This is a genomic window from Pseudomonas sp. IB20 (assembly GCF_009707325.1).
Taxonomy (GTDB): Bacteria; Pseudomonadota; Gammaproteobacteria; order Pseudomonadales; family Pseudomonadaceae; genus Aquipseudomonas.
This window is the reverse complement of sequence record NZ_CP046103.1, coordinates 3,831,420-3,844,839: the sequence shown is the minus strand read 5'-3', so window position 1 is coordinate 3,844,839 and position 13,420 is coordinate 3,831,420. Positions and strand designations below refer to the sequence as shown.

The 13,420-nt window shown below is 59.7% G+C and carries 11 protein-coding genes, 1 tRNA gene and 1 pseudogene; 9 read left to right on the top strand and 4 right to left on the bottom strand.

The genetic code is table 11. From position 1 onward, the window contains the following. The first annotated feature begins 56 nt into the window (after nucleotides 1-56). From GJU48_RS17880 to GJU48_RS17860, 5 genes are all read left to right on the top strand, one after another. Nucleotides 57-293 (top strand): hypothetical protein, encoded by a 237-nt coding sequence (locus tag GJU48_RS17880; protein ID WP_025854180.1) that lies wholly within the window; start codon nucleotides 57-59, stop codon nucleotides 291-293. 213 nt (nucleotides 294-506) lie between these two features. Continuing rightward, the gene (locus GJU48_RS17875; protein ID WP_003193463.1) at nucleotides 507-848 is read left to right on the top strand and encodes a ribonuclease E inhibitor RraB; all 342 of its coding nucleotides are present in this window, start codon (nucleotides 507-509) and stop codon (nucleotides 846-848) included. Between the two features lie 422 nt (nucleotides 849-1,270). After that, complete coding sequence (locus GJU48_RS17870) at nucleotides 1,271-2,680, top strand: circularly permuted type 2 ATP-grasp protein (protein WP_094952783.1); 1,410 nt, start codon at nucleotides 1,271-1,273, stop codon at nucleotides 2,678-2,680. A 4-nt stretch (nucleotides 2,681-2,684) separates the two neighbouring features. Beyond that, complete coding sequence (locus GJU48_RS17865; protein WP_094952782.1) at nucleotides 2,685-3,635, top strand: alpha-E domain-containing protein; 951 nt, start codon at nucleotides 2,685-2,687, stop codon at nucleotides 3,633-3,635. Then, nucleotides 3,632-4,435, top strand: coding sequence for a transglutaminase family protein (locus GJU48_RS17860; protein ID WP_094952781.1), 804 nt, complete (start codon nucleotides 3,632-3,634; stop codon nucleotides 4,433-4,435). Before GJU48_RS17865 ends, GJU48_RS17860 begins: the two co-directional genes overlap by 4 nt. Before the next feature lie 138 nt (nucleotides 4,436-4,573). Here the strand turns inward: GJU48_RS17860 and GJU48_RS17855 are convergent, their stop codons facing one another. Then, nucleotides 4,574-5,380: a c-type cytochrome gene (locus tag GJU48_RS17855; RefSeq protein WP_094950384.1), complete on the bottom strand. Its 807-nt coding sequence runs from the start codon at nucleotides 5,378-5,380 to the stop codon at nucleotides 4,574-4,576. 648 nt (nucleotides 5,381-6,028) lie between these two features. Here GJU48_RS17855 and GJU48_RS17850 point away from each other — a divergent pair. From GJU48_RS17850 to GJU48_RS17840, 3 genes are all read left to right on the top strand, one after another. Continuing rightward, nucleotides 6,029-7,234 carry an acetyl-CoA C-acetyltransferase gene (locus GJU48_RS17850; protein ID WP_094950381.1) on the top strand — a complete coding sequence of 402 codons (1,206 nt, stop codon included), beginning with the start codon at nucleotides 6,029-6,031 and terminating at the stop codon, nucleotides 7,232-7,234. A gap of 16 nt (nucleotides 7,235-7,250) precedes the next feature. Beyond that, a complete protein-coding gene (locus GJU48_RS17845; RefSeq protein WP_094950380.1) occupies nucleotides 7,251-9,398 on the top strand; it encodes a 3-hydroxyacyl-CoA dehydrogenase NAD-binding domain-containing protein in 2,148 nt (715 codons plus the stop codon). A gap of 215 nt (nucleotides 9,399-9,613) precedes the next feature. Beyond that, on the top strand, nucleotides 9,614-10,339 hold the full coding sequence (locus GJU48_RS17840; protein WP_094950379.1) for an amidotransferase: 726 nt from the start codon (nucleotides 9,614-9,616) through the stop codon (nucleotides 10,337-10,339). Here GJU48_RS17840 and GJU48_RS17835 read toward each other — a convergent pair. The 3 genes and pseudogenes from GJU48_RS17835 to GJU48_RS17825 form a co-directional block, all read right to left on the bottom strand. Next, nucleotides 10,336-11,307 carry a magnesium and cobalt transport protein CorA gene (locus GJU48_RS17835; protein WP_094950378.1) on the bottom strand — a complete coding sequence of 324 codons (972 nt, stop codon included), beginning with the start codon at nucleotides 11,305-11,307 and terminating at the stop codon, nucleotides 10,336-10,338. The genes GJU48_RS17840 and GJU48_RS17835 overlap by 4 nt on opposite strands. A gap of 83 nt (nucleotides 11,308-11,390) precedes the next feature. Then, nucleotides 11,391-12,089, bottom strand: a pseudogene (locus tag GJU48_RS17830) (lysophospholipid acyltransferase family protein); the annotation flags it as partial. Between the two features lie 212 nt (nucleotides 12,090-12,301). Beyond that, nucleotides 12,302-12,994 (bottom strand): crotonase/enoyl-CoA hydratase family protein, encoded by a 693-nt coding sequence (locus GJU48_RS17825; protein ID WP_094950376.1) that lies wholly within the window; start codon nucleotides 12,992-12,994, stop codon nucleotides 12,302-12,304. A 336-nt stretch (nucleotides 12,995-13,330) separates the two neighbouring features. On the opposite strand from GJU48_RS17825, the gene GJU48_RS17820 reads away from it, so the two are divergent. Further along, nucleotides 13,331-13,420 (top strand) — tRNA-Ser (locus GJU48_RS17820).

The window sequence follows — 13,420 nt, the reverse complement described above, 5'->3', positions numbered from 1 at the left end:
CCCTCAAGGTCCAGATAGTTGTAAGCCCACACACGGGTTTTATCGAGGAGGCACCGATGCAAAAGTGGCAGATTACCTTCGTTGATGATCACGGCGTAAAGTCCGTCGAGCAGTTCACCTGCGACCAGAAGCCCAGCCTCGAAGATGCGGCGCACATGATTCGCAACAAGCTTGTACCTGTGGCCGCCGAACTTGACCTCAATGACCTGGAAGGCCGTAAACCCGAGCCTACGGTCAAGATTCTGAAAGACCAGAACAGCATTCAAATCCTCGACATATCGCCTGCCGCCTGAACATTCTCTGTATGCCCTTCAAGCGCCTCTGGTGGAGGTGATAGCTTCGCGCTACTCTGCAAGTGAGATCAGCGAATGAATCGCTAAGGTCTGGTCTTGTCAGCTACATGCTTGTTTTCCCACGGTGTCGTTAATGCCGTAGCACCGGCGCCAGCAGGGCGCGGTCTTCGGGAAGCACGGAAAGTCTATCCATCAGTTTGAGGAGGACGTTTCATGAGCACAGCCTATCAAGAAGACATCAGCACCAACGTATTGCGCCGCATGAAAGAGGGCGGCTTTGACTTCTCACGTTTTCACCCCATCGAGTTCTACGCCATATTCCCGGATGAGGAACGGGCGCGCAGGGCTGCGGGTCGATTTCGTGGGGAATCCCTGAATGCCCAGGTCAGCGCGCGCGATGATGGCGCCTGGTACCTGGAACTGAGCAAAATCATGTTCGCAACCTACGACGGCATAGGAGACTTCGAGCAAGACTTTGAGGCGGTGGTCGAGCCTTTGGGCGGGATCATCGAGGGATGGGGCGTCAAGCAGGAGGTGCGTGGGTTACCGATGTAATTCACTGCACAGAGCAGAATGAGAAACGCAGCGTATCGGCTGACCTTTGGGTCGGCCGATTTTGTTTGTGCTGTAGGAAAACTCTCGGAACTTGCAGCGTGTTTTCTCGCACCAAAAAAAAGCCACCCAAAGAGGGTGGCCTAAAGGGAAGATCGGTTCGCTGAAGCTGTAGGACGCATCCTGTTCAGCCGATGGGGATGATTATCCGCAGGCGTGGGCGGGCAGTGAAATCAACTCTGACTATGCTGTTGATAGTCAAAGCCCGCATTGTGATGAAGCGCGGCACACGACGGCGGGCATTCTGCGCACCAGGACGGTGCGTATAGATCCCGATGGCAATTCAACTCACTGATTTTTAAGTGTTTATGCCGATGGCACGGGCTTTGCGATAGTTCAAACGCCCGGGTGACAAGGAGTACGGCATGACCCGCACTTATTACGATGAAATGTACGACGGGGCAGGGCAGGTCCGCCCCCATTACCGCGAGTTCGCCCGCTGGTTGGCCGAAACACCGGCCGAGCTGCTGGCTCAGCGCCGGCGCGAAGCCGATTTGCTGTTCCATCGCGCCGGCATCACCTTCACCCTTTACGGGGACGAGCAGGGCACCGAGCGCCTGATTCCTTTCGACACCATCCCGCGCAGCATTCCGGCGAGCGAATGGCGGATCGTCGAGCGCGGCTGCATTCAACGGGTCAAGGCGCTGAACATGTTTCTGGCCGACCTGTACCACGAGCAACGCATCATCAAGGCCGGGATCATCCCTGCCGAACAGGTGCTGGCCAACGAACAATACCAGCTGGCCATGCAGGGCCTGGACTTGCACCGCGGTCTGTATTCCCACATCTCCGGCGTCGACCTCGTACGTGATGGCGACGGCACCTACTACGTGCTGGAAGACAACCTGCGCACGCCGAGCGGCGTCAGCTACATGCTCGAAGACCGCAAGATGATGATGCGCCTGTTCCCCGAACTGTTCGCCGCCCAGCGCATCGCGCCCATCGACCACTACCCCAACCTGCTGCTCGACACCCTGAAAAGCTCAAGCCCGCTGGATAACCCCAGCGTGGTGGTGCTGACCCCGGGGCGTTTCAACAGCGCGTTTTTCGAGCATGCCTTCCTGGCCCGGGAAATGGGCGTGGAACTGGTGGAAGGCGCCGACCTGTTCGTGCGCGATGACCGCGTGTTCATGCGTACCACCGACGGCCCCAAGGCGGTCGATGTGATCTACCGTCGCCTCGACGACGCGTTCCTCGACCCGCTGGCCTTCAATCCGGACTCCATGCTCGGCGTGCCCGGCCTGCTGGCGGCGTATCGCTCGGGCAATGTGGTACTGGCCAACGCGATTGGCACCGGGGTGGCGGATGACAAATCGGTGTACCCCTTCGTCACCGAGATGATCCGTTTTTACCTGGATGAAGAGCCGATCCTGAAGAACGTTCCTACGTTTCAATGCCGCAAGCCCGACGAACTGTCTCACGTGCTGGCCAACCTGCCAGATCTGGTAGTCAAGGAAACCCAGGGTTCCGGCGGCTACGGCATGCTGGTCGGCCCCGCGTCCACCCAAGCGGAAATCGAAGCCTTCCGTGCGCGTATCAAGGCCAAACCTCACGCCTACATCGCGCAGCCGACCCTGTGTTTATCCACCTGCCCGACCTTCGTCGAAAATGGCATCGCACCACGCCATATCGACCTGCGGCCGTTCGTGTTGTCCGGCAAGGAAACCCGCGTAGTGCCCGGTGGTTTGACCCGCGTGGCCTTGCGCGAAGGCTCGCTGGTGGTCAACTCCTCCCAGGGCGGCGGTACCAAAGACACTTGGGTGGTCGAGGACTGATGCCATGTTGAGTAGAACTGCCTCGGATTTGTACTGGATGTCGCGCTACCTGGAGCGCGCGGAAAACCTCGCGCGCATGCTCGATGTCAGCTATTCGTTGTCGCTGATGCCGCAGGATGGGCGCGGTGATGGCCTGCATGAATTGGCGATGCCGCTGCTGATCACCGGCACCCTCGATGATTACCACGAACGCCACGGCGAACTGCATGCCGAGCGCCTGCTGCACTTCTTTGCGTTGGACGCGGCCAACCCGGCGAGCATCTACAGTTGCCTCGGCGCCGCGCGGGCCAGCGCCCATGCGGTGCGTGGGCGAATCACCGCCGACATGTGGGAAAACATTAACGCCACCTGGCTGGATATTCGCGATATCGCCCAGCAGGGCCTTAGCCGCTACGGCATGAGCCGGTTCTGTGAATGGGTCAAGGAACGTTCGCACCTGTTCCGTGGCGCCACCTACGGCACCATCATGCGCAACGACGCTTTTCGTTTTATTCGTCTGGGCACCTTCATCGAGCGCGCCGACAACACCCTGCGCCTGCTGGATGCGCGCTACGAAATGGCCGGCGACCAAGCCGCCGCCGTCAGCGACGGCACGGCCCACGCCTACTATCAGTGGAGCGCCTTGTTGCGCGCGTTGTCATCGTTCGAGGCCTACACCGAGATCTACCGTGACGCGCCGGGCGCCAGGCAAGTGGCGGAACTGCTGTTGTTGCGCGCCGACGTGCCGCGCTCGCTACGGGCGTGCAGCGAAGAGATCGATCAGATCCTCGCCAGCCTGCCCGGCCTCAACGGTCGCCCGGCCCAGCGCCTGGCCGCCGAGATGGACGCGCGCCTGCGCTTCACCGCCATCGATGAAATCCTCGAGGAAGGCCTGCACGCCTGGCTGACCGACTTTATCCCCTTGGTGCGCCAGCTCGGCGACGCCATCTACAGTTCCTACCTGGAGGCCGCATGAGACTCTCCATCAGCCACGAAACCACCTACCACTACGAAGACCAAGTGCGCGCCAGCATCCAATACCTGCGCCTCACGCCTCACGACAGCGAACGCCAGCACGTGCTCAGTTGGCAGCTGGACTTGCCGCGCCCGGTGCGCGCCCAGGTCGACCCGTTCGGCAACATCCTGCATGTGCTGACCCTCGACGAACCCCACGACGCCATCATCATCGGCGCCCGTGGCCAGGTGGATATCGATGAATTGCGCGAGGCCGAACACGAGAGCCAGTCGGCGTTTCCGTTCTTGCGCAGTACGCGCCTGACCGAGCCCGATGAGGCCTTGCGCCTGTTCGCCGAGCTGCATTGCCATCAACGTCGCGACCGCAGCGCGTTGATCGACCTGATGCACGCGCTCAACCAGTCGATGGTCTACACGCCCGGCGCCACCGAAGTTGACACTTGCGCCGCCCAGGCCTTCGCAGGGCGCGCGGGCGTGTGCCAGGACCACACCCACGCGTTCCTGGCCTGTGCACGCAGCCTGGGCATTCCTGCGCGGTATGTGTCGGGGTATTTGTACACGGAGGACAGCACCCACCTGGCCAGCCACGCCTGGGCCGAAGCCTGGCTGGATGACGCGTGGTACAGCTTTGATGTGACCAACCAACTGGCGCGGCCCGAGCGGCATCTCAAACTGGCAGTGGGCTTGGACTACCTCGACGCCTGCCCGGTACGCGGCATGCGCCGTGGCGGTGGGCATGAGCAGATGCATGCCAAGGTGTTCGTGGCGCCGACGCCGGTGCTTTCGGTGCAGCAGCAATAACCGTCTTTACCGGCGAAGTTGATCGAGGGTGGGAGCTGGCTTGCCTGCGACGCCTGCCCATTTGTAGCTGACCCACCGCCATCGCAGGCAAGCCAGCTCCCACAGTGAGCGGTGGTGTTTTCAGAACGTTTGCAAGGCTCACGGCTGCTGTTTACGCCCCGCCATATGCTTCAAATACCCCACCAGCAGGTCCAGCTCGCCATCCGGCAACACACTGGCAGCAAACGCCGGCATCTTCGCCTGTGGCCAATGCCGCATGCTTTGCGGGTCGCGGATATAACGCTTGAGGAAATCCCCGCTGAAATACTCAGTCGGGTTATAGGGAATATTCAGGTCTGGCCCCACCTGCGCATCGCCTGCGCCATTAAGGCGGTGGCAGGCCAGGCAGTTTTTCTGGAACAACGCAAAACCCTGGTTGACCGGGTCATTGGCGGCCAACTTCGGGTCTGGCAACAACGCCGGAAAGCGCTCGGCCACGGTCTTCAATTGCTTAATTCCAGAGATCTGGAACGGCCACTGCTCAGGGCTGATATGGCCGGCCTGCGGATCGGTCCACACCAGGTAAAACGGCCCGGCACTCGGCTTGCCCGCCGCCAACGCAGGCCATGGATGGGCAGGGTCTTCCACCGCCAACCAAGCACGGGCGCCACGATTTTCAAGCAAGGGCGCAGCCGTCAGCTCAGCGGCGAAGCCATCCAGGGCCACGGCTTGCAGGTGGTTTTCAGGCTTCAAGCCTGGAAGCAGAGACGCCAGTGGCACCGCGCGATAAGTCATGTTGCGCTTGTAGGAAACGTCATCAACGACCTGCACCGTCTGCGCATCCGGGTGCTTGAGTAGATCAGCGGTCTGCCAGGTCTTGTTGGCGTGATCCAGCTCTATAGTCAATTGCGCAGCCGAAGCGGGCAAGGCGAGCAGCAGGGCGAGGACGGCAAGGATTGGTTTCAAGAAGAGAGCCCGATGGTGGGTGGCGATGCGGCCCACGATACCGGAAATCCGCATGTAAAAAGACAGCCCCTGTAACAGGATCGCTATACGCAATGTCCCGGCAGGTGCTGCCAAAAGCTGTAGTCCTGGTGCAATGAGTGCCCGGAATGTGTGGATCGAGTCGTCACCCAATAATCTTGGTTAAATTGGGCAAGATCAGAATCAGTGTGGTGGCGAAGAGAATAAGTCCCGCCTGACGTACTTTCGAATGTTTGAACATGGCTGACTGCCTTTTGTTGTTATTCCTGAGCGTCAAATGCGGGCTGGTAATTTTCAGTATCGCAACGTGACGTGTCGCTTTTCTTACAGCTGCTCCAGCAAAACCCGGCAGCAACTTCCTACTAAGTGAACCTTAGAGCCCTCGTTCTTATTGCCTTAGATCCATTTCATATCAGCTAATCAGCATTTCTACTTAAAAAGGCATGAGGCATACCGCCATCTTGGCGCCAATGCCTTGGCTAGACCGCTAAAACGATTAACCCGAGGTATCCCATAGCACCCTACCGTTCGTCCGAGCGTGAGGGTCAAAAGCAATGAGCGCATCGGTCATTGAAACCGTGTCAATCGGGCCTAAGGTAGGGGCACACACGCACAGCGTTCGAGGATGTCATGACTCAAGCTTTGATCTTTGATGCGATACGCACGCCCCGGGGCAAAGGCAAGGCCGACGGCGCCCTGCACAGCGTCAAACCGGTAAACCTGGTGGCGGGCTTGCTCACCGCGCTGGCCCAGCGCAGCGACCTTGATACACGCCAGGTGGATGACATCGTCCTCGGTTGCGTGACCCCGGTGGGCGACCAGGGTGCCGACATCGCCAAAACCGCCGCGCTGGTGGCCGACTGGGACGTCAGCGTTGCCGGCCTGCAGATCAACCGCTTCTGCGCCTCAGGCCTGGAAGCGTTGAACCTCGGCGCGATGAAAGTGCGTTCCGGCTTTGAAGACTTGGTGGTGGTCGGCGGCGTTGAATCCATGTCGCGGGTGCCCATGGGCAGCGATGGCGGCGCCTGGGTGCTCGACCCGCACACCAATATGCACAGCCACTTCACGCCCCAAGGCATCGGCGCGGATTTGATCGCGACCCTGGAAGGTTTTACCCGCCAAGACGTCGACGCCTTCGCCCTGCATTCCCAGCAGAAAGCGGCCAGGGCACGCGCAGACGGTGCCTTCAACAAGTCGCTGATCGCGGTGCAGGACCAGAACGGCATCGTGCTGCTGGACCACGACGAATTCATCCGTGGCGACTCCACCCTCGAAGGCCTCGGCAAGCTCAAGCCAAGCTTTGAAATGATGGGGCAGATGGGCTTCGACGCGACGGCGTTGCGGGTCTACAGCCATGTGGAGCGCATCAATCACGTGCACACACCCGGCAACAGCTCCGGCATCGTCGACGGTGCCGCGCTGATGTTGATCGGCTCCGAGGCCCGTGGCCGCGAACTGGGCCTGCAGCCGCGAGCGCGGATTGTCGCCACAGCGGTGACCAGCACCGACCCGACCATCATGCTCACCGGCCCGGCACCGGCCACGCGCAAAGCCTTGGCCAAGGCCGGTTTGCGTGTGGAAGACATCGACCTGTTCGAAGTCAACGAGGCGTTTGCCTCAGTCGTCCTCAAGTTCATCAAGGACATGGGCATCGACGCCGCTCGGGTCAACGTCAACGGCGGCTCCATCGCCATGGGCCACCCGCTGGGCGCCACGGGCTGCGCGATCCTCGGCACCCTGCTCGACGAACTGGAAGTGCGCCAGCAGCGCTACGGCCTGGCCACCCTGTGTGTCGGCGGTGGCATGGGCATCGCCACCATCATCGAACGCCTCTGAGCCCAAGGAACCTGTCATGACCGAAGCCATTCGTTACGAAAAAGGCCAGGACCAGATCGTGGTGCTGACCCTCGACATGCCCGGCCAGAGCGCCAACACCATGAACGCCGTGTACCGCGAGGCCATGGCGGCCACCGTGGCGCGCCTGGAAGCGGAAAAGGATGACATCGCCGGTGTGGTTATCACCTCGGCGAAGAAGACCTTTTTTGCCGGCGGCGACCTCAATGAATTGATCAAAGTCGATAAGGCCCATGCAAAAGTTTTCTACGACAGCGTGTTGGTGCTGAAGGCACAATTGCGCCGCCTGGAAACCCTCGGCAAGCCGGTGGTGGCCGCGATCAACGGCGCGGCACTCGGTGGCGGCTGGGAGATTTGCCTGGCATGCCATTACCGCGTCGCACTGGACGACAAGTCGACCCAGCTCGGCTTGCCGGAGGTCACCCTAGGCCTGTTGCCGGGCGGCGGCGGGGTCGTGCGTATGGTGCGCATGCTGGGGCTGGAAAAGGCCTTGCCGTATTTGCTGGAAGGCAAAAAAGTGCGGCCGCAGCAGGCGTTGCAGGCGGGATTGATCCATGAATTGGCGGCGGATCGCGATGAGCTGCTGGCCAAATCTCGGGCCTGGATTCTGGCCAATCCTGAGGCCAAACAACCGTGGGACAACAAGGCCTATCAGATCCCCGGCGGCTCGCCCTCACACCCAAAAGTAGCGCAGATGCTGGCGATTGCACCGTCGATTTTGCGCAGCAAAACCCATGGCTGCTTCCCGGCCCCGGAGAAAATCCTCTGCGCCGCCGTGGAAGGTGCCCAGGTGGATTTCGACACCGCGCACCTGATCGAAACCCGCTACTTCACCGAACTCGTCACCGGGCAGGTGGCGAAAAACATGATCGGCACCTTCTGGTTCCAGCTCAACGAAATCAACGCCGGCAGCTCGCGGCCACAAGGTTTTGCGCCGTACATCACGCGCCAAGTCGGTGTGCTTGGCGCGGGGATGATGGGCGCGGGCATTGCCTATGTCAGCGCCTGTGCGGGCATCGAGGTGGTGCTCAAGGATATTAACGTGGCGGCGGCAGAGAAGGGCAAGGCACATTCGGCCGCGCTGCTGGATAAGAAAGTCAGCCGTGGGCAATTGACCGCCGAACAGCGGGAAATCACTTTGGCGCGGATTCATCCTACGGCGTCTGATGCTGACCTGGCCGGCTGCGACCTGATCATCGAAGCCGTATTCGAAGACCGCGAACTTAAGGCCAAGGTCTCGACCGCCGCTCAAAGCGTGGTCGGCACCGACGCCGTAATTGCCTCCAACACCTCGACCTTGCCCATCAGCGGCCTGGCGAAAGCGGTGCCTGATCAAGGCAAGTTCATCGGCCTGCATTTCTTCAGCCCGGTCGACAAGATGCCGCTGGTGGAAATCATCAAGGGCGCCCACACCCGTGACGAAACCCTGGCTCGGGGTTTTGATTTCGTACTGCAAATCAAGAAAACCCCGATCGTGGTAAACGACAGTCGCGGCTTCTTCACCTCGCGCGTGTTTGGCACCTTCACCAACGAAGGTATCGCCATGCTCGGCGAAGGCGTGGCCGCGCCGATGATCGAAACCGAAGCGCGCAAGGCCGGCATGCCGGTGGGGCCGTTGGCGGTGTCGGATGAAGTGTCGCTCAGCTTAATGAGCCACATCCGACAGCAAACCGCGAAGGATCTGCAGGCCGAAGGCAAGCCGCTGCCGACGCATCCGGCGACAGTGGTCATTGACCTGTTGGTGAACGAATACAAACGCCCCGGCAAGGCGGCGGGCGGCGGCTTTTACGACTACCCCGTCGGTGGGCAGAAACACCTGTGGCCCGAGTTGAAAACGCGGTTTGAACAGCCCGAGAAACAGATTTCGCCACAGGATGTACGCGACCGCTTGCTGTTTATTCAGGCTATCGAAACCGTGCGCTGCGTGGAGGAGGGCGTGTTGATGTCCACGGCTGACGCCAACGTCGGCTCGATCTTCGGCATCGGCTTTGCCGCGTGGAGTGGCGGCGCGCTGCAGTTTATCAATCAGTACGGCCTGAACGACTTTATCGCCCGGGCGCGGTACCTGGCTGAGCAGTATGGGGAACGGTTCTCGCCACCGGCATTGCTACTGGAAAAAGCGGCACAAGGAGAAATATTCGGCTGACCGAAACGCCCTATCCTGCCCGATAGAGAACCACTGTGGGAGCGGGCTTGCCCGCGATAGCGGTATGTCAGCCACTGCATAGGTCGGCTGATATGACGCCATCGCAGGCAAGCCCGCGCCCACCGTGAGTCACTTGGCGGGACTTGCTTTGCAGGTACATTTCAAGGCAGGCTCTGGGGTGTGCATTATTCCCATCACCGTGTCAGGTATTTTTTATGTCGCTACGCGTCTGTATCCTGGAAACCGATATCCTGCGTCCAGGCTTGATCGATCAATACCAAGGGTACGGGCAGATGTTCAAGCGCCTGTTCTCCAAGCAACCGATTGCCGCCGAATTTGTCGTCTACAACGTGGTGCAGGGTGAATACCCGTCGGATGAAGAAGTGTTTGACGCCTACCTCGTCACCGGCAGCAAAGCCGATTCCTTCGGCACCGACCCGTGGATCCAGACCCTCAAGACCTACCTGCTCCAACGTTACGAGCGCGGCGACAAGTTGCTCGGCATCTGCTTCGGCCACCAACTGCTGGCACTGCTGCTGGGCGGCAAGACCGAACGCGCCGGGCAAGGCTGGGGCATCGGCATCCACGACTACAAACTTGATGCCAAGGCGCCATGGATGAGCCCGGAAGTGGACGAGTTGACGCTATTGATCAGCCACCAGGACCAGGTGACCACCTTGCCGGAAAACGCCACGGTCATCGCTTCCAGCGCTTTTTGCCCGTTCGCTGCGTACCACATCGGCGACCAGGTGCTGTGCTTCCAGGGCCACCCGGAATTCATCCACGATTATTCCCGCGAGCTGCTGGAGATTCTTCAGACAACGCTGGGCGAAAAGGTCTACACCAACGGCGTCGCCAGCTTGGCACGTGACCACCACGGCGTCACCGTGGCGGAATGGATGATGCGCTTTGTCGCGCACAAGCCGCAGGCTTCAGCTTAAAGCCAGCCCGAACGCTTGAAGCTGGCCCACAAACTGGTGCAGCCCACGGCGATAAACCCGAGCACCGCAAAATAGCCGTAGTGCCATTGCAGCTCGGGCATATTCTGGAAGTTCATCCCATAAATCCCCGCTACTGCGGTGGGGAATGCCAGGATCGCCGCCCACGCGGCGAACTTGCGCTGCACCACGCTTTGGCGCGACGCCTCCAGCAACACACCAATCTCAATGGTCTGGCTGGCGATATCGCGCAGGGTGGTGAGGTCTTCCATCTGCCGCGTCACGTGGATCTGCACGTCACGGAAATACGGGCGCATATTCTTGTCGATAAACGGGAAGCTCAGCTTCTGCAGCTCCTGGCTGATCTCCACCATCGGTGCCACATAACGTTTGAGCCGCAGCACGTCGCGGCGCAGGCCGTGGAGGTTCTGGATATCGCGCTCGCTCAGCGAGCTGCACAGCACGTTACGCTCCAGCTCATCAATTTCGGCGTGGATTGCTTCGCTCACCGGCTGGTAGTTTTCGGTGACGAAATCCAGCAGCGCATAGAGTACGAAATCTTCACCGTGCTCGAGCAGCAGTGGCCTTGCCTCACAGCGTTGGCGCACAAAGCCGTAGGACGCCGAATGACCGTTGCGGGCAGTGATGATGTAGCCGTTGCCGGCGAAAATATGGGTTTCGATAAACACCAGCTTGCCGTTCTCGCGCACTGGTGAATAGGTGACGATAAACAGCGCATCGCCGAAGGTTTCCAACTTCGGGCGGCTGTGTTTTTCCAGCGCGTCTTCGATCGCCAGTTCATGCAAGTTGAACTGGCGTTGCAGGTTGGCCAGCTCCTGGGCGTTGGGCTCTTCCAGGCCGATCCACACAAAGTGGTCGGGTTTGGCAGCCCAGGCTGCGCCTTCGTCGAGGGTGATATCAGTGACTTTCTTTCCGGCGCTGTAAACGGCCGCCGCAACAACTCTACCCATGGTGCTGATCGCTTCTTATTAGGAGGACAGGTGTTGGGCAGCTTAGCTCGAATGGCGTTCCATTGTTGCTCTTGCAGTGCCGTCATCTGCGCAATGCATTCATCCATCTGCGCCTGACACGCCTGCATCAACGCCGGGATGTCATCCGGAGTCAGTCCCACGGTAGGAATCGGCGGCAACGAACGTATGAGCACATCACCACTGTTCCAACGATTAAGCTGCATATGCGTGACGTAATTGCTGACACACACCTGCACGATCGGCACACCTGCAGCAATCGCCATATGGAACGCGCCTTTCTTGAACGGCAACAACCCTTTGCCCAAGTTGCGCGTGCCTTCCGGGAACACCCAGATCGAGGTGTCTTCGTGCTGCAAGGTATGCGTGGTCGTGAGCATCGCGCGGCGCGCCTTTTGCGCATTGCCACGGTCGATCAGTACATTGCCCGCCAGCCAGAACAATTGGCCGAACAGCGGCACCCATTTCAGGCTCTTCTTGGCGATACACACCGTGCGATGCGGCACCACAGTGCCCAACACAAACAGATCGTAGTTGGACTGGTGGTTAGCGAGGATCACGCACGTGCCCGGTTTGTTACGCAGCGAGTCGATATCCGCCTTCACGTTCAGCCGCAATATCCACATCGCAGGCAGCCCGTAGAGGCGAGCACACAGGCGACTGTTGTCCGGATTGAACGGCCGACAGATACCCAGCAACACGCCCAGCACACCCGCGACCATAAAGTGCAGGCCCATCAACAACATACGTAACAGAAAAAGCATCGACACGGCCCATCTGGACAAAAGGTGGCGCAGTGTACGGATGTGCACTGTATTCGGCAATTGCCCCTACAGACGTAGGAGATAGGCGATGTTTAAGCACATGTTTCAACGTGTGCCGGCAAAGCCCGGCTAGAGCGGTTAAGGATGTTTCCGAATTTTTTGTAAGAAAAGCCCGACTCATGGTCGGGCTTTGGCGCAGCAGCTATAAAGCATCAGCTTAGGTTGTGGCCCTGATCCTGAATGATTGCATCATCCAAGGCTTCCAGCAGCGCCTTACGTACCTTCAACTTGGTGTGCTTGTGGGCGTTCATGTTGATCTTCTTCAACTGACGCGCCGCTGCCAGGGCCGCCGCGTGCAATTCCTCCGGTGCTACCACCTTATCCAGGAAGCCAGCGCCCAAGGCGCCTTGCGGGTCAAACATCTCGGCATTGATCACCGAACGATGAAACGCCGACTTACGCAGCCGATCCCGCGCCAGCTCAATACCGGCGTGGTGCATGGTCATGCCGATCGCCACTTCATTCAGGCCGATGCTGAACGGGCCTTCCACGCCAATCCGATAATCGGCCGACAACAGCAGGAACGCACCCTTGGCCACCGCATGCCCAGGGCACGCCACAATCACCGGGAACGGGTGCGACAACAGGCGACGCGCCAACGTCGAGCCCGACGTCACCAGGCTGATAGCCTCTTTAGGGCCGGCCGTCATCACCTTCAAATCATAACCACCGGACAGAATCCCCGGCGTCCCGGTGATGATCACCACCGCCCGATCCTTCTCGGCCTGATCCAGTGCCGTATTAAACTCACTGACCACCGCCGGAGAAATGGCATTCACCTTGCCGTTGCTCAAGGTCAGGGTCGCGATACCGTCTTCGAGGTGGTAGGCAATCAACTCACTCATGACGCGGTTCCTTGTAGGACTTGTTATAGATAGGCTGTTTATAGAAGCGCATGCGCAGACGTTACCCACCACGCCCGCCCCGGTAAAGCGCCGTGACTGACTACCCAGTCAGGCTTTTGCCGCATCCCCAAGGGTAGACGGCCCGGAGCCGGGCGCAGCCGCCGCCCCGAACGCGTACCGCCGATGCCCGAGAATGGCAGATTCACCGCCCCTTGCTGGGTGGGTAATGGCATAACCGTCTAACCGCATGAAAATTCTGAAAAAAACCTTTGCCATCAGAAAGGCTTTCGACTACATTGGCGCGCCTCGACAGACTGAACTAGTTTGACGAGATACGGTGAAGTGTCCGAGTGGCTTAAGGAGCACGCCTGGAAAGTGTGTATACAAGAAATTGTATCGAGAGTTCGAATCTCTCCTTCACCGCCA